This is a genomic window from Microbacterium mangrovi (assembly GCF_000802305.1).
In the GTDB taxonomy this organism is placed as follows: Bacteria; Actinomycetota; Actinomycetes; order Actinomycetales; family Microbacteriaceae; genus Microbacterium; species Microbacterium mangrovi.
The window spans coordinates 66,360-82,010 of the sequence record NZ_JTDK01000014.1 but is presented as its reverse complement, the minus strand read 5'-3'; the positions used below and the strand labels follow the sequence as shown (position 1 = coordinate 82,010).

Below are 15,651 nucleotides of genomic sequence, written 5' to 3'. Positions count from 1 at the left end.
GGACCGCCCGCCTCCACCCGACAGCACCCCAGTCGAGTTCCCCCGTGCCTCGCGCCCGCCGCCGGCGGGGAATGAGCGACAAGCGCTTCGCCGCTTGGCTCCTGTTTCCTGCCGCGCTCTTCCTCGCGCTCTTCGTCGCGTGGCCGCTCGTCCGGTTCGTCACGGACAGCTTCTTCACGTACAACCCGATCTCCGACGCTCCCCACAAGTTCGTCGGGTTTGCCAACTACGTCGAGACGTTCACGTCGCCCGCGTTCGCCAATTCGGCGTGGCGCACCGTGGCTTACACGATCATCGTCGTGTTCTTCGAGTTCGCGCTCGGCCTCATCGTCGCTCTGCTGTTCACGTCGCTCGGGAACGCATCGCGGGTCTTCCGCACGGTTTTCCTCTATCCGCTGATGATTGCTCCGATCGTCGCCGGCCTGCTGTGGCGGTTCCTGCTGATCGACAACTCCGGGATCGTCAACCAGCTGCTCTACGAGGCGCACCTCATCCCCAGCCCCGACGCGATCGGCTGGCTGAGCGACCCGAACGTGGCCCTGTTCGCGGTCGCGCTCCCCGACATCTGGCTGACCACCTCGTTCATCACGCTAGTGCTGTTCGCCGGCCTGCAGAACATCCCCGCAGACGTCCTCGAAGCGGCACGCATCGACGGAGCCCGCTACCCGACCTTGCTGATCCGAATCGTCATCCCGATGCTGCGACCCGTGATCGCCGTGGCGCTCATCGTGCGCGGCGTCGACGCTGCCCGTGCTTTCGACACGATCGTCGTGATGACCAACGGGGGCCCGCAGAACTCGACCGAGACCCTCTCTCTGCTCATCTACAACACCCAGATCGCAAACGGCGACCCCGGCCTGGCAAGCGCCATGGGCACCGTCTACCTCGTCGGCATGCTGCTGGCGTCAGTCGCCGCCGTCACGCTGATCTGGCGGCCAGGAAGTGAAGACCGATGAACGGGCTTGAAAGCCGCCGGTGGAGTACCCGCACCATCATCTGGGTCGCGCTCGCGATCGCCATCGTGCTGTACGCGTTCCCTTTCGTGTACATGTTGTTCACCTCGTTCAAGATCCCGATCGAGACGAACGCCATTCCCCCGAAGATCCTCCCCTCCGTCTGGACGATCGACAACTATGTCAAGGCGCTGCAGACGGACGGGGTCGTGGCCTCCTTCATCAACAGCATCGACACGGCGATCATCAGCACCCTGCTTTCGCTTGTGCTCGCCGTCCCGGCGGCGTATGCCGTCACCCGGTACCGCACCCGACTCGGACGCGTGTTCATCCTGATGGCGCTTGTGATGCGGATGGTGCCGGCGATCGTGGTCGGTACGCCTCTCATCACCGTGTTCCACAACCTCGGGATGTCCGACACGTCCATCGCGCTTGCGATCGCACAGACGACAATCTCCCTGCCGCTGTCCATCTGGCTGATGGCGAGCTTCTTCGAATCGGTGCCCACCGAGCTCGAGGAGGCCGCTCGCGTGGACGGCTGCTCCCGGCTCGGTGCGCTCTGGCGCGTGATCCTCCCGGTGACGAAGGGCGGCATCGCGGTCACCGCGATCTTCGCGTTCCTGGCTTCATGGAACGACTTCATCTTCGCCCTGCTGCTCACCTCGGTGCGTGCCGTGACCACGCCCGTCATGATCGCGAACTTCCAGAGTCAGTTCGGGCTCGACTGGGGCACCATGACGGCCCTCTCCGTGCTGTACTCGATCCCGGTCATCCTCCTCACCCTCGCTCTCCAGCGCCACATCGTCGCCGGGCTCACGCTCGGCTCGGTCAAAGGCTGATCGATGACCACGCGGCAAGACACCGATGTCCTCGTCATCGGCGAAGCTCTCATCGACATCGTGGAGACGCCCTCCGGGACCACTGAGCACGTCGGAGGCAGCCCCACGAACGTCGCGCTCGGCCTCGGGCGTCTCGGCGTCCACTGCGCGCTGCTGACCCAGCTCGGGCACGACCGGCATGGGTTGATGGTCGCCGAGCACCTCCGGCAGTCGAACGTCACAGTGCTCCCGGAGACGCTCGTTCTCCCGCAGACATCGACGGCGATCGCCCATGTCGCCGCGGACGGCCAAGCCCGCTACGAATTCGACGTCACGTGGGATGCCTTCCCCGCCCCCAACGTGGTCCCCTCCCGGGCAGTGCACACCGGGTCGATCGGCGCGTTCCTGCAGCCTGGCGCCGAAAGCGTGCAGCAACTGCTGCGCGATTCGGAAGCGCAGATCATTACCTTCGACCCGAACATCCGACCAGCTCTCATGCCGTCACGGGATGCAGCACGAAGGATCTTCGAGACGACCGCCACGATCGTCGCGGCGGTGAAGATGAGCGACGAAGACGCCGCATGGCTCTACCCGGACCTGGGAGCAGACGCCGTGATCGATGCCGTCCTCAGCCTCGGACCGAAGCTCGTCGCAGTCACCCGCGGCGGCGAAGGCGCTGTGATCGCAACACAGGACCATCTCGTCGAGATTACTGCTCCCACTGTGAGTGTCGTCGACACCGTCGGCGCCGGCGACACCTTCATGGCCTCCCTCATCCAGAGTCTGCTCGGCGCAGGCATCCCGAACGATCGCGGAACTCTACGTGACTTCGGGGAGGACGCCGTTCGGGCCGCTGCTATCACCGTGTCGCGAGCCGGCGCGGACCTGCCTTGGGCGAGCGAAACGCGGGCGGCCTTGTTGCGCGCGCGGTCGGTGCCGGTCGACTAACCGGCGATCAACGAACACAAGAACATCAATACAGAAAGTAGGGAAGATCGTTGATGTCGAGAACGAATTGCTACGACGTAACGACGTGGCCGACCGGCGACGCCGCCGATGACATCGGTGAGGTCATCAACAGCATCATCGCTGACGTCAAGGAACGTCAGAAACTGACGGAAATGGGTGGCCGACCGGGCGCTGTCATCTCCATTCCCCCGGGGGATTATCGTCTCCGTACTCAGGTCACCATAGACATCAGCTTCCTTCGCATCGAGGGCTCAGGGCACGGTTTCACGTCGTCGAGCATCCGTTACAACGTGCCCGAAGACGAGTGGCGGGATCTGCACGAGCTCTGGCCAGGGGGAAGCCGTATCCTTGTCGACCTCCCCCCTGACCCCGGCAACGATGAAGCGGCCGGCGCTGCCTTCTACGTGGCCCGGACCGGGAACCCTCGCATCAGCTCGGTGGAGTTCTCGAACTTCTGCATCGATGGGCTGCACTTCGTAGCGGACGGCTCACACCCGGACCCGGAGAACACCTACGCCAACGGGAAGACGGGAATCTACGTCGCGGACGCCAACGACTCCTTCCGTGTGAACGAGATGGGGTTCGTCTACCTCGAGCATGGCATCACGATCTACAACGCAGACGCCCTGTCGATCCACGACAACTTCATCGCGGAGTGCGGCACCTGCATCGAACTCCGTGGCTGGGGGCAGGCATCGAAGATCACCGACAATCTGATCGGGGCCGGCTTCAAGGGGTACTCCATCTACGCCGAAAACCACGGTGGTCTCCTGGTGACCGCGAATAACGTCTTTCCTCGAGGCGCGAGCAGCGTGCACTTCGCGGGCGTCTCCAGGTCAAGCATCACCAATAACCGTCTGCACTCGTTCTACCCGGGCATGGTCGTCCTGGGGGCCGGAAGCTCGGAGAATCTCGTCGCCTCTAACCACTTACTCCGGGATGCCGAACCGTGGACGCCGTTCCTCGGCATCGACAACGGCTTGGACGACGAGCATGGTCTCATTCGCATCGACGGGAGCAACAACTCCGTCATCGGCAACCACCTCTCGGTCATTCTCGACTCCACGACTGTCACTCCGCTCGGCGCGACCCCTGTCGCGATCCGACTGACGGCCGGACGTCGGAACCACCTAGCCAACAACCATGTGGTCGCGATGGACGTGAGCAGCGAGGCGAGCGATTCGTGCTTCGCCGCGCAGGTGGACGCGCTATTGGCCACCGACGCGCGAGATGACATGGCAGTCGTCACTGTTTTGGTTGACCCCCGCTCGGACTCCAACAGGATAATCGACTCGGGCACGGCGGACGAAGTTGTCGCCGATATGGCGGTGAACGCCTTCGCGCCGACACCGAGCATCACCGTCTGACCCACCGCAGACGCGCGGAAGGCGTCCGAAGCGAGCCATCGCCTCGGACGCCTTCCTCATACCTGGTTTGCGCTGAACCCGACGGATCATCTTCGGAGATCGGCGCGGGGAGGTCACTGAGATGCCCTCCCTGCACCGCACGGGCACCTACGGAGTCGGGCGAAACCCATAGCTGGAGGAGTTGGCAAGCAGCTGCGCCGCGGTTCCGCTGTCGAAGACGTGCGAGTTGGTCGTGCCGGCGTCGAGGACGACGGTATGCACCGCAAGGTTGGAGATGATGTGGTTCGCTCCGACGAGGTTCTGGTCGCCATTCTTGATCCGGAAGATCGCGGCGGTTCCGTTGGCGGGCTTCACCTGATCCGGAGGAATGATTAGCGTGACGTGGTTCGACGTGATGGTGTTCCCGTCGCCGTTGACCTGCACGACCCCGAAGTCGTCGTCGAGGCCGTTGCCGACGCCGATGAACGGCCCGTAGGTCTCGACCTGGCGCTCGAACATGTTCGAGCTGATGAGGTTCTCCTTGCAGTTACCCTCGAGCGTGATGCTTCCCGGGTAGAACGACTGCAGTCGGTTGGACGAGATGTTCGATCGGTACGAGTTCTTGATGTGAACTGAGTCGATTCCGCGCGGGAAGATGTTGTTGCCAGTGATGAGAAGACCGTTGCTGTTCTCCGCGAAGATCGTGAAGCCCACAGGGCCGGCCCCCAGATGGTTATCCGAGATCTTCGACGCCTGGCTTCCGCCGATGATCATGACGCACGTCCCACACTCGGCGATGAAGTTGCCCGAAACGTCGAGCGCGTCCGGCCCCTGGATCAGGAGCGCCTGCTCCAGGTACACCATCCCCATCCCCCGGACGCGAGCCGAGTCGTTATCGGTCGCGAAACGGATGCCGACCTTGCCGTTCCGGTACGAGTTCTGGTTGCTTCCGAACGAGACGCCGTCCAGGCAGAAGTTCTCGAACGCCACCGAGCTCAGGCGCGGGTTCCCGCTCCTCGAGACGATGAATGCTTCGGAGTTCCCGTCGGTGTTCTCGACCCGGATGTGGCTGCCGCCTGGGTTGATCTCGTGCCACCCCGCCGTGTTCGAGTTGTACCGGATCGACAGGGACGAAAAGCCGTGGCCGGACCCGCGGATGGTGAGGAAGCTCACGTCGACCACGACGCGAGTCTTCAGTGAATAGGTCCCGGGTGGGATGTAGATGACGGCGCCCGGTTTGTCGGCCGGGTTGGTCTGCCTCTGCTTGATGTCGGCGATGATGCTGTTGATCACCGCGCCGATGTCGTCCTGCGGGTCGATCGGTTTCCCGGGGGTCTTCCAATCCGTGACGTCGTAGACGTTGGATTCCATCTGAATTCCTCTCGCTCGTTCTTGGCTGTTACAGGAGGCCGACAGGGACTCGGCGTTTGGTTGCGGGCTGATTTGCTTGCAAAGGTGGCGTCGTGTCAGCCACTGCAGCATTCGTGCCCAGGAGGCTGATCGCTGACAGTGCTGTGGCGGTAGCCGTCATGTGTAGGAATGTGCGCCGAGTCGGTCGAAACTGATCCGTCACGGTTCGTCCCCTTTCTTTGAAGGTCTTTGCGGGGGTGTTCAAGGCCTGGAGCGCCGCGCGTGTCCGAAGACGCCGCAGAGCCGAGTTGCAGGGCTGACGCGTCGCGCAACCGCGCGGTCAGATTGGCGTGAGCATGCTCCGGGGCGGGCGCCGCGCATCAGCTGTCATCCCAGCTGTTGCGTCGACGCCTGGGCAGAGCCCCCGGACCTGACCGCCCATGGCCCGCGCACGAGCGCGGTCGCAGGAGCTGGCCGCGAACATTGGCAATCGACCGTTATCAACACTGAACCTCCGACGAAGCATGGCGCCCCTATCGCTGGGGTATCCGCTCTGGAAACGCTCGCCAATCGTTCGAATAATCGTTTTGGCAAAACGTCTTGTCATCAAAGTACGATGCACTGTTCGGTGTCGTCAACTGACAAAATCAGCCAAAATCCGCGGCCGCGAGGGGCCTTGGGTCTGCTGCACGGATAGGTGACGGGTTGAGCTGCCGTCTATCTGTGCAGGTGACCTGAGTGCTGGGCCGGACGCAATGATGGTGCGCGTGGCTCAAGATTCAGACGACGAACGATTTCAGCTCGCGGTTCACGCGATGGTTCGGCTCATCCGGCAGTCCAGCGCGCACGTCGTCAGCTCGGTGCACAAGATGTCGACCTGGTTCGACAATGCCCCGAGCTGGACACCTTTCAGAACGGACTACGACGCGGCCGCCGCGGGCGACCACCTCATCGCGTTCCGGCAGCGGATCGAGCACGTCCAGACCATGAGCGGCGCCCTCCAGTCGCACCTCCAAGGCCTCGAGGTGCTGGCCGCACATGACACCTTCCACCCGCTGCCGGCGACTCCGATCACACGAGCCGTCGCGGAGATCTCAGCCACCTGCGCCTGGATCCTGCAGGCCGACATCAATGCTGACGCACGCGCAGCTCGGACCTACGCCGCACTGTTTCACTCTATTGAGAGGGGCATTGCCGAGATGGGTGTATCCGACGCGACGAAGTTTGCCGTCTCCCGCGAACTCCTCGTCGCCGAGTTGAGAGACCAGGGCGTCAGCGTCGTCCGACGAGACAAGACGGGCGTGAAGACCGATGAGATCGTGCAAGTGAAGGTCGGGCGCTCTTACGCCAGGACGAACTTCCAGATCTCGCAACGTGTCCTCGAGGAGATACCCGCGATTGGGAACCTGTACTCGGCGTTGTCGGGAGCAACACACGGCGAGTATATGCACGTCGCCGCGTCATGGGAGAGGCCCGACGCACAGGCCCGCATGATCGGCATGGTGGTGGCGCGGTCGGTGGAAGCTTGGTCTCGCGCTGTACATGCGTGGGTCGGCGTGACGCCGCGTCCTGTCTTTAACCAGCACGATGTTGACAACCTCGGACGGTCGATTCCGCTGGACGTTCTAGCGAGCTACGCCGCGCAAGACGGCTGAGTTGATCTGTCTAACCTTCGTCCCGCTCTTCACGAAGGGATGAAAATCGACGGGCGGAAGTCGTTACCCGAGTGGTCTCAGGCCGTGGGACACGCATGCTCGCGGAGACTCGCGCGAGACAACAAGGCGCTTATTCCACGTCAGCCGCGAACAGCAGCCGTCCGTCGAACCTATGTCCCGGATTGAGAACAGGATTCCGACAGAATCTTCCCAAACGCAGATCAGCGCCTCCGAAAAGAGGCGCTGATCAGGCTATTTTGGCGGTGACGGTGGTGTCTGGTTTCAGGACATCGTGAACGGGTGTCTCGGGACATCGTGAACGGGTGGGTTGATCGGGGCGGGGTGTCTCGGGACATCGTGAACGGTGGCGAAATACGAACTGCTGATCAAGGCAGTCACTGTTCAGGGCCTGTCCTACGCGGAGACCGCACGCCGGTACGGGGTATCGAAAGCACTCGTGCACAAGCTCCACCACCGGTGGCTGGTCGAGGGCGACGCGGCGTTCGAGGCACGGTCGCGGCGACCCGCGTCGAGCCCGAACCGCACCCCCGACAGTGTTCGGGACCGGATCCTCGAGTTACGCGACGAACTCGTCCGGCATGGTGTGGATGCCGGCGCAGACACGATCGGCGCGCATCTCGCCCGGGAACAGATCACAGTGTCCCGGGTGACGGTGTGGCGGATCCTCACCGCGGCCGGCCGCGTCACTCCGCAACCACACAAGCGGCCCCGCGCGTCGTGGCGGCGGTTCGCTGCCGACCGCCCCAACGAGCTCTGGCAATCCGACTTCACCCACATCACCCTGACCAACGGTGACGACGTGGAAGTGATCGGGTGGCTCGACGACCACTCCCGCTACCTGCTGCACCTGACCGCGCACCGACGCGTCACCGGCCGCGTCGTGACCAGCACATTCCAGGACGCCGCCGCCCTGCACGGATACCCGGCAGCGACACTGACCGATAACGGCATGGTCTACACCACACGCCTGGCCCGGGGCGGCCGCGGGCGCGGCGACGGGACCGGGAACGAGTTCGAAACCCTCCTCGCCGACCTGGGCATCATCCAGAAGAACGGGAAACCGTTCAAACCCACCACCCAAGGCAAGATCGAACGCCTCTGGCAGACCCTGAAGAAACACACGGTCACCCGGCCCGCTGCCACCCTCACCGACCTGCAAGCCACCCTCGACGCGTTCCGCGACTACTACAACACGATCCGCCCGCACCGCGGCATCGGCCGCCGCACACCCGAGACCGCCTACCAGCTCATCCCGAAAGCAACCCCCACCATCCCCGGCGACCCGAACACGTGGCGCGTGCGCTACGACACCATCGACCGCGACGGGAAGATCAGCCTGCGCCACTCCGGACGCATGCTCCACCTCGGCATCGGCAGAGCCCACGCCCGCACCGAAATCGCCTGCCTCATCCACAACCAGCACGCCACCGTCATCAGCATCAGCACCGGCGAAGTCCTCGGCGAATACACCCTCGACCCCACCCACAGCTACCAACGCAAAAACGGCTGAACCCCCGGAAACCGGGGGTTCAGCCGTTCACGATGTCCTGAGACATCACATTGGCGGTGACGGTGGGATTTGAACCCACGGTAGGGGGTTACCCTACACAACTTTTCGAGAGTTGCACCTTCGGCCGCTCGGACACGTCACCGCGGACAAGTGTACGCGACGCCCGCCGTCCTCGCGAATCGAGCGCCCCGCGGCATCCCGCGCTCACGCCTCCAGGAAAGACTGGTGGTGATACCCGGTGGGGTCGAGCACCGCGACGGTCGACTCGGGCACCTCGAGGAAGACGCCCGGCAGGTCGGTGAGCGGCTCCGACACGACGACCTGCGCGTGGTCGCCGAACAGGTCCAGCCGCTCGGCGGTCGGGTACATCTTGCGCAGCGTGGGCACGTCGGCCGAGTGGAACAGGGTGCGCGAGCGCCCCTGCGTCGAGTACCGGAACGCCCACAGCGTCTCGCCGTCCGAGACGGCGATCGTCCCCTGCATCGGGAACTGGATGCCGGCGCCCTCGCCCGCCTTCTCCACCCGCCGGATCGCCTTGCCGACCGCAGCGATCGGGCCGTCCATGAGTCCGTAGGTGAGCGCCAGGTGGAACAGCACCTCGGTGTCGGTGGTGCCCTGGATGCCGGCGTACAGCAGAGGGTCGACATCCATCGCGAGCTCGCGTTTGATCTGCTGGAACCCCGAGATCGCGCCGTTGTGCATGAACAGCCAGTTGTCGTGCCGGAACGGGTGGCAGTTGGTCTGCTGGATCGGCGGCCCCGCGGCGGCGCGCACGTGCGTGAAGAACAGAGGGCTCGTCACCGCCCGGCTGATCTCGCGCAGGTTCTGGTCGTTCCAGGCCGGTTCGGTGCTGCGGAAGACGTAGGGATGCCGCAGCCCCTGGGCATCCGTCGGCTTTCCGGTCGGATACCAGCCGACCCCGAACCCGTCGCCGTTGACCGTCTCGGCGCCGAGCGGCGAGTTCTGCGACATGGCCAGCACCGAGTGCTGCGTGTCGATGATCAGAGCGGCGGGCGGAATCGGCTCCCCCGTGTAGGCCAGCCAGCGGCACATGTGTTCTCCCCCAGTTCTCCGGTCCGACCGGCCCCGCCGAGACGGAGTCACCCCGACGGAACGGGCCCACACAAGCCCGGTGTCGGCGGGATCCCCCTGTTTCGCGGGCGCCGCGGCATCCGCCGACCGGCGGACACTGCCGCCAGTGTACGGCGCGACCGTGTCCGGCGAGCGAACCCCGCATGCACGGATGCCGCGGCGATCACGACCGCCGCGGCATCCTGCATGAACTCGACGTCAGCTGAGCACGGGCTCCCGCTCGGCCACCGCCTGCAGGGCCGCCTCGACGACGGAGACATCCCGCACGGCGCCCTTGTCGGCCGACTGCGCCATCACGGCGTACGCGCGCAGCGCGGGCGAGACGACGCGCTCCCGGTCGCGGGGCCGGTAGCCGCCGGCATCCAGCAGCGCACGCCGGCGCTCCTCGAGCACCTCGTCGGACACCTCGAGCGACAGGGCACGGGTGGCGATGTCGATCGACACGATGTCGCCGTCCTCGACCAGCGCGATGACGCCGCCGGACGCCGCCTCGGGCGACACGTGCCCGATCGACAGGCCCGACGTTCCGCCCGAGAACCGGCCGTCGGTCACCAGCGCGCACTTCTTGCCGAGCCCGCGGCCCTTGAGGAAGGACGTCGGATGCAGCATCTCCTGCATGCCCGGTCCGCCCTTCGGACCCTCGTAGCGGATGACCACCACATCGCCCTCGACGACCTGCTTCGACAGGATCTTCTGCACGGCCTCCTCCTGCGACTCGCACACCACCGCCGGGCCGGAGAACGTGAAGATCGACGGGTCGACGCCGGCCGTCTTCACGACAGCACCGTCGACGGCGATGTTCCCGCGCAGCACGGCCAGGCCGCCGTCCTTCGAGTAGGCGTGCGCGACGTCGCGGATGCATCCGCCCTCGGCGTCTGTGTCGAGCGCCAGCCAGCGCTCCGACTGCGAGAACGCCGTCGACGACCGCTTGCCGCCGGGCGCCGCGTGCCAGAGGTCGAGCGACTCCTCGGTCGCCGTTCCCGAGCGGATGTCCCAGGCATCCAGCCACTCCGCCACCGTGGCCGAGTGCACGGTGTGCACGTTCTCGTCGAGGAGGCCGCCGCGGCGCAGCTCGCCGAGGATCGCGGGGATGCCGCCCGCCCGGTGGACGTCCTCCATGTAGTAGGTGCGGTCGCCGGCCACGTTCGGCGCGACCTTCGCCAGGCACGGCACGCGGCGCGACACGGCGTCGATGTCGTCGAGCCCGAAGTCGACCCCGGCCTCGTGCGCGGCGGCCAGCAGGTGCAGGATCGTGTTGGTCGAGCCGCCCATGGCGATGTCGAGCGCCATCGCGTTGCCGAATGCCGCGGGGGTGGCGACGTTGCGGGGCAGCACCGAGGCATCCTCGTCGTCGTAATATCGCTTCGCGATGTCCACGACGAGCGTCCCGGCGTTCACGTAGAGGGCGCGGCGGGCGGTGTGGGTGGCGAGCGTCGAGCCGTTGCCGGGCAGCGACAGGCCGATCGCCTCGGTGAGGCAGTTCATCGAGTTCGCGGTGAACATGCCCGAGCACGAACCGCAGGTCGGACACGCGTTCTCTTCGATGCGGAGGATGTCGGCATCCGACACCGACTCGTTCACGGCCTCCGAGATCGCGTCGACCAGGTCGAGGGTGCGCACGGTTCCGTCGACGAGGGTCGCGCGTCCGGACTCCATCGGACCACCCGACACGAACACCGTCGGAATGTTCAGGCGCAGCGCGGCCATCAGCATCCCGGGCGTGATCTTGTCGCAGTTGGAGATGCAGATGAGCGCGTCGGCGCAGTGCGCCTGCACCATGTACTCCACCGAGTCGGCGATGAGCTCGCGCGACGGCAGCGAGTACAGCATGCCGCCGTGGCCCATGGCGATGCCGTCGTCGACCGCGATCGTGTTGAACTCGCGCGGGATGCCGCCGGCCGCACTGATCGCCTCCGACACGATCCGCCCCACCGGCTGCAGGTGGGTGTGTCCGGGCACGAACTCGGTGAAGCTGTTCGCCACCGCGATGATCGGCTTGCCGAAGTCGGCCTTGTTCACGCCGGCCGCCATGAGCAGCGCGCGGGCGCCCGCCATGTTGCGGCCATGGGTGACGGTACGAGAACGCAGGGGAATCGCCATGGTTCCAGAATCGGGTCCGGATGCCGTACAGAGAAGACGCCACTACTCCTGGTAGTGGCACTACTACCCTGGAGGGATGACTCCCCCACCCGGACGCCGCGCCGAACTCGGTGCGTTCCTGCGTGCCCGGCGCGAGCAGCTGGTGCGTGCCGACCACGGGCTCCCGCCCGCCGGGCGCGGCCGCACGGTGGGCCTGCGCCGCGAAGAGGTCTCGTACCTGTCGGGGGTCAGCGTCACCTGGTACACGTGGCTCGAGCAGGGGCGCGACATCAACCCGTCGCAGCAGGTGATGGATGCCGTCTCCCGCGTGCTGCGACTGGACGACGCCGGACGGCGGTACGCCCTGTCGCTGGCGGGCCTTGCGCCGTCGAGCGCGCTCGGCGACGCGGCTGCCGACGAGCTGCCCGCCCACGTGCAGCACCTTCTCGATGCGCTGGGCGACAACCCCGCGTTCGCCCTCACCCCCAACTGGCGCATCGCCGGCTGGAACGATGCGTACGAGCGCCTCTACCCGAACGTCGCACGCATCCCGGCCGAAGACCGCAATCTGCTGCGCGTGGTGTTCACCGACCCCGCCGTGCGTGCACTGCTCGCGGACTGGCCCGAGACCAGCCGCCGGTTCCTCGGCGAGTTCCGGGCGGAGACCGCCGCACGCCTCACCGACCCCGACCTGCGGGCGTTCATCGAGCGGCTGCGCGAGGACAGCCCCGAGTTCCGCGAAGGCTGGGCCCGCCACGACGTCCAGGGGTTCACGTCGCGGGAGCGGGTGTTCCACCATCCGGATGCCGGGCTCGTCCGGTACGAGCACCACCAGCTGCGGCCCTCCGACGTGCCGGGCGTGCAGATCGTGGCGTATACGCCGGTGGTGTGAGGCCGGCGCCGCCCGGGCCGCTGCGCGCGGCGTACCGAACGCAGGACGATCTCGACCCGGGCGGCGTCCCGTCCGCGCAAACGCGCGGGCGTGCGTGAGCCCGCGACCTGTCGGTCCTGCATTCGGTACGCGATTCGGCCCGGGCCGGCGCACACCGATGTCGGGGGCCGCGCCTACGCTCGTCTCATGGCCACCAAACGCCCCGCGCAGTCCGCACCGTTCCGCTGCACGGAGTGCGGGTGGACGACGCTGCGCTGGGTGGGTCGCTGCGGCGAGTGCCAGCAGTGGGGCACCGTGGTCGAAGCCGGCGAGCAGACCGGCATCGTCAAGCTCGTCACGCCCACGGCCCCGGCACGCAAGGCCCGCCCGATCACCCACATCGACACCACCGACACGATGCGGCGCACCACCGGCATCGGCGAGTTCGACCGCGTGCTCGGCGGCGGACTCGTGCCCGGCGCCGCCATCCTCCTGTCCGGCGAACCCGGCGTCGGCAAGTCCACGCTGCTGCTCGAGGTCGCGGCCCAGGGCGCCCAGGCGGGTCACCGCGTGCTCTACGCGAGCGGCGAGGAGTCCGCCCCGCAGGTGCGCCTGCGCGCCGAACGCACCGGCGCTCTGCACGACGAACTGTATCTGGCGAGCGAGACCGACCTCGGCACGATCCTCGGGCACGTCGACGAGGTGCAGCCCGACCTCCTCATCGTCGACTCGGTGCAGACCGTCTCCTCGGCGCAGTCCGACGGCGCGGCGGGGCATCCCAGTCAGGTGCGCGAGGTCGCCTCGGCCCTCATCCGCGTGGCCAAGGAGCGCGATCTGCCGGTGATCATCGTCGGCCACGTCACCAAAGACGGCTCCATCGCCGGTCCCCGCATCCTCGAGCACCTCGTCGACGTCGTCTGCCACTTCGAGGGCGACCGGCAGACCTCGCTGCGGTTCGTCCGCGCGCTCAAGAACCGCTTCGGGGCGACCGATGAGGTCGGATGCTTCGACATGACCGGCAACGGCATCACCGAGGTCCCCGACCCCAGCGCGCTGTTCCTCGGGCACGGCGAGCCGGTCGAGGGCACCTGCGTCACGATCGCGCTCGAAGGACGCCGCGCCCTGCCGGTCGAGGTACAGGCGCTGACGATCCCCACCGGCATCCCGAATCCGCGACGCATCGTCAATGGGGTGGATGCCGCCCGCGTCGCCATGGTGCTCGCGGTGCTCGAGAAGCGCGGCGGCATCAAGGTCTCCGATCAAGACGTCTACGTCTCGACCGTCGGGGGCGTGCGGCTGACCGAGCCGGCCGCCGACCTCGCGATCGCCATCGCGGTCGCCAACGCGATCACCGGTCACGCCATGCCGCGCCACGTCGCCGCGATCGGCGAGCTCAGCCTCGCCGGCGAAATCCGTCCGGTCACCCAGTCGAACCAGCGCCGCGGCGAAGCCACCCGGCTCGGCTATCGGATGGTGGTGGATGCCACGTCCGCCGACCTCGGCGGGGCACTCGCGGCCGTGGGCACGACCCGGGCCCGGCGTCGCCGCGCTGCGGTCCCGGCCGGCCCGCGCGACCTCAGCGACGTTCCGGAGTTCTGAGCGCCCTCGGCCTCGTCAGCCGAGCTGGAACACCGTGTCGGTGAGCGCATCGAACCCGCCGATCGACACCGTGAGGTGGTAGGTCGCTCCCCCGGACGGAGCCACGGGCCGCGACTTCGACACGCAGCTGTTCACCGACGACCGCGTGCGGTCCCAGACGACCGGCGTCGAACTGGTCACCGTCTGGCCGGCCTTCAGCAGCACGACCATGTCGCTCGGGTCCTTCTGGCAGTCGGTGGAACGCCACCACGTATCGGTGCCGCTCGTGATGGTGAACGACTGCGTGGCCGTGCCGACATTGATCTTGCAGGCGACGGCGCTGGTGTTGGTGAGCTTGATCGACAGCTTGGGATTCTGCCCGGCCGCGTAGACGGTGTGGTCGGTCAACGGCACCACCGTGACCGACGACGCGTCACACGCGGAAGCGACGGCGGTGCTCGACGGCGACGGCGACGGCGACGGCGAACCGGACGCGGTCGGCGACGGACTCGGCGACATCACGGTGGGCGTCGGGGTGGGCGTGGGGCTCGTCTGAACGGCGGCGGCCGCGGCCGGCGACGTCGTCGACGTCGAGGCGGCGGTCGCACTGCCCGACCAGGGGCGTGCGATCAGCAGCCAGATGACGGCGATGACGACAACCAGAATCAGCAGCGCCACCAGCCGGCGGCGGCGGTACACGGCCTTGGACGGGCGAGGCCGGGGCTCTGGAGTGGTCACGGTCACAGGGTAAGCAGGCGATCCGCGGCATCCACGGCGCCCACGCCCGCAACCGGAGGATGCGCAGACTCGGCGCAGCCCGTCAGACGAGCCGCTTGAGCATGCGCGTGTTGCCGAGGGTGTTCGGTTTCACGTGCGCCAGGTCGAGGAATTCGTGGATGCCGGCATCCGGACTCCGCACCAGCTGCGAGTACACGTCGGGGTCGACGACCTGCTCGCCGATGGGCTCGAATCCGCGCCGGGTGAAGAAGTCCACCTCGAACGTGAGGCAGAACAGCCGCGTGAGGCCCAGGGCCCGGGCGTTCGCCTCGAGCTGTTCGACGATCGCCCGCCCCACCCCGTGGCGCACCCAGTCGTCCGACACGAGCAGCGTGCGCACCTCGCCCAGGTCCTCCCACATGACGTGCAGGGCCCCGCATCCGATGAGCTCGCCGTCGGCTTCGGCGACGAGGAACTGCTGAGTCGCCTCGTACAGCACGACGATGTCTTTGCCGAGCAGGATGCCGCGCTGCACGTACGGCTCCAGCATCGCGTGGATGCCGACCATGTCGTCGCTGCGAGCCGGGCGCACGGAGAAGGGGCGCGGAGCCTGACGATCGGTCACCCGTCCAGCCTAGAACGAGCCGCCTGACAAACAGCGGATGCCCCGGCCGTGTGGCCGGGGCATCCGC

At 66.7% G+C, this 15,651-nt stretch carries 13 protein-coding genes and 1 tRNA gene; 8 read left to right on the top strand and 6 right to left on the bottom strand.

What is annotated here, in order from left to right; translation table 11 throughout:
* Positions 1-71: 71 nt before the first annotated feature.
* The 4 genes from LK09_RS14620 to LK09_RS14605 are packed head-to-tail and all read left to right on the top strand — an operon-like array spanning position 72 to position 4,107.
* Positions 72-956: a carbohydrate ABC transporter permease gene (locus LK09_RS14620; RefSeq protein WP_039400969.1), complete on the top strand. Its 885-nt coding sequence runs from the start codon at positions 72-74 to the stop codon at positions 954-956.
* The gene (locus LK09_RS14615; RefSeq protein ID WP_039400965.1) at positions 953-1,792 is read left to right on the top strand and encodes a carbohydrate ABC transporter permease; all 840 of its coding nucleotides are present in this window, start codon (positions 953-955) and stop codon (positions 1,790-1,792) included. Before LK09_RS14620 ends, LK09_RS14615 begins: the two co-directional genes overlap by 4 nt.
* 3 nt (positions 1,793-1,795) lie before the next feature.
* Positions 1,796-2,719, top strand: coding sequence for a carbohydrate kinase family protein (locus LK09_RS14610; RefSeq protein WP_039400962.1), 924 nt, complete (start codon positions 1,796-1,798; stop codon positions 2,717-2,719).
* A 53-nt stretch (positions 2,720-2,772) separates the two neighbouring features.
* Positions 2,773-4,107, top strand: coding sequence for a NosD domain-containing protein (locus LK09_RS14605; protein ID WP_039400959.1), 1,335 nt, complete (start codon positions 2,773-2,775; stop codon positions 4,105-4,107).
* 147 nt (positions 4,108-4,254) lie between these two features.
* On the opposite strand, the gene LK09_RS14600 is transcribed toward LK09_RS14605, so the two are convergent.
* Positions 4,255-5,568: a NosD domain-containing protein gene (locus tag LK09_RS14600; RefSeq protein WP_331454271.1), complete on the bottom strand. Its 1,314-nt coding sequence runs from the start codon at positions 5,566-5,568 to the stop codon at positions 4,255-4,257.
* Positions 5,569-6,203: 635 nt separating this feature from the next.
* Between LK09_RS14600 and LK09_RS14595 the strand changes: the two genes are divergently transcribed.
* Complete coding sequence (locus LK09_RS14595; protein WP_156138838.1) at positions 6,204-7,091, top strand: hypothetical protein; 888 nt, start codon at positions 6,204-6,206, stop codon at positions 7,089-7,091.
* 364 nt (positions 7,092-7,455) lie between these two features.
* On the top strand, positions 7,456-8,622 hold the full coding sequence (locus tag LK09_RS14590; RefSeq protein WP_039400951.1) for an IS481 family transposase: 1,167 nt from the start codon (positions 7,456-7,458) through the stop codon (positions 8,620-8,622).
* A gap of 51 nt (positions 8,623-8,673) precedes the next feature.
* On the opposite strand, the gene LK09_RS14585 is transcribed toward LK09_RS14590, so the two are convergent.
* The 3 genes from LK09_RS14585 to ilvD all read right to left on the bottom strand — a co-directional run bounded on the left by LK09_RS14585 (position 8,674) and on the right by ilvD (position 11,814).
* Positions 8,674-8,764: transfer RNA gene (locus LK09_RS14585), tRNA-Ser, on the bottom strand.
* Between the two features lie 62 nt (positions 8,765-8,826).
* On the bottom strand, positions 8,827-9,675 hold the full coding sequence (locus tag LK09_RS14580) for a class II glutamine amidotransferase (protein ID WP_052226814.1): 849 nt from the start codon (positions 9,673-9,675) through the stop codon (positions 8,827-8,829).
* A 237-nt stretch (positions 9,676-9,912) separates the two neighbouring features.
* Positions 9,913-11,814 carry a dihydroxy-acid dehydratase gene (gene ilvD / locus LK09_RS14575; RefSeq protein WP_039400949.1) on the bottom strand — a complete coding sequence of 634 codons (1,902 nt, stop codon included), beginning with the start codon at positions 11,812-11,814 and terminating at the stop codon, positions 9,913-9,915.
* A 76-nt stretch (positions 11,815-11,890) separates the two neighbouring features.
* Here ilvD and LK09_RS14570 point away from each other — a divergent pair, with 76 nt between their 5' ends.
* Complete coding sequence (locus tag LK09_RS14570; RefSeq protein WP_039400947.1) at positions 11,891-12,685, top strand: helix-turn-helix transcriptional regulator; 795 nt, start codon at positions 11,891-11,893, stop codon at positions 12,683-12,685.
* A gap of 186 nt (positions 12,686-12,871) precedes the next feature.
* Positions 12,872-14,263: a DNA repair protein RadA gene (gene radA, locus LK09_RS14565; protein ID WP_052226813.1), complete on the top strand. Its 1,392-nt coding sequence runs from the start codon at positions 12,872-12,874 to the stop codon at positions 14,261-14,263.
* A gap of 15 nt (positions 14,264-14,278) precedes the next feature.
* On the opposite strand, the gene LK09_RS14560 is transcribed toward radA, so the two are convergent.
* Together LK09_RS14560 and LK09_RS14555 are read right to left on the bottom strand one after the other, a co-directional pair.
* On the bottom strand, positions 14,279-14,980 hold the full coding sequence (locus LK09_RS14560) for a hypothetical protein (RefSeq protein ID WP_197061061.1): 702 nt from the start codon (positions 14,978-14,980) through the stop codon (positions 14,279-14,281).
* Between the two features lie 82 nt (positions 14,981-15,062).
* Positions 15,063-15,584, bottom strand: coding sequence for an amino-acid N-acetyltransferase (locus tag LK09_RS14555; RefSeq protein ID WP_039400944.1), 522 nt, complete (start codon positions 15,582-15,584; stop codon positions 15,063-15,065).
* Positions 15,585-15,651 lie beyond the last annotated feature (67 nt).

What these genes read in the sequence shown, in the direction of transcription:
- LK09_RS14620 (WP_039400969.1), top strand. Translation starts at nt 72, where the DNA reads ATGAGCGACAAGCGCTTCGCCGCTTGGCTCCTGTTTCCTGCCGCGCTC.
- LK09_RS14615 (WP_039400965.1), top strand. Translation starts at nt 953, where the DNA reads ATGAACGGGCTTGAAAGCCGCCGGTGGAGTACCCGCACCATCATCTGG.
- LK09_RS14610 (WP_039400962.1), top strand. Translation starts at nt 1,796, where the DNA reads ATGACCACGCGGCAAGACACCGATGTCCTCGTCATCGGCGAAGCTCTC.
- LK09_RS14605 (WP_039400959.1), top strand. Translation starts at nt 2,773, where the DNA reads ATGTCGAGAACGAATTGCTACGACGTAACGACGTGGCCGACCGGCGAC.
- LK09_RS14600 (WP_331454271.1), bottom strand. Translation starts at nt 5,568, where the DNA reads ATGCTGCAGTGGCTGACACGACGCCACCTTTGCAAGCAAATCAGCCCG.
- LK09_RS14580 (WP_052226814.1), bottom strand. Translation starts at nt 9,675, where the DNA reads ATGTGCCGCTGGCTGGCCTACACGGGGGAGCCGATTCCGCCCGCCGCT.
- ilvD (WP_039400949.1), bottom strand. Translation starts at nt 11,814, where the DNA reads ATGGCGATTCCCCTGCGTTCTCGTACCGTCACCCATGGCCGCAACATG.
- LK09_RS14570 (WP_039400947.1), top strand. Translation starts at nt 11,891, where the DNA reads ATGACTCCCCCACCCGGACGCCGCGCCGAACTCGGTGCGTTCCTGCGT.
- radA (WP_052226813.1), top strand. Translation starts at nt 12,872, where the DNA reads ATGGCCACCAAACGCCCCGCGCAGTCCGCACCGTTCCGCTGCACGGAG.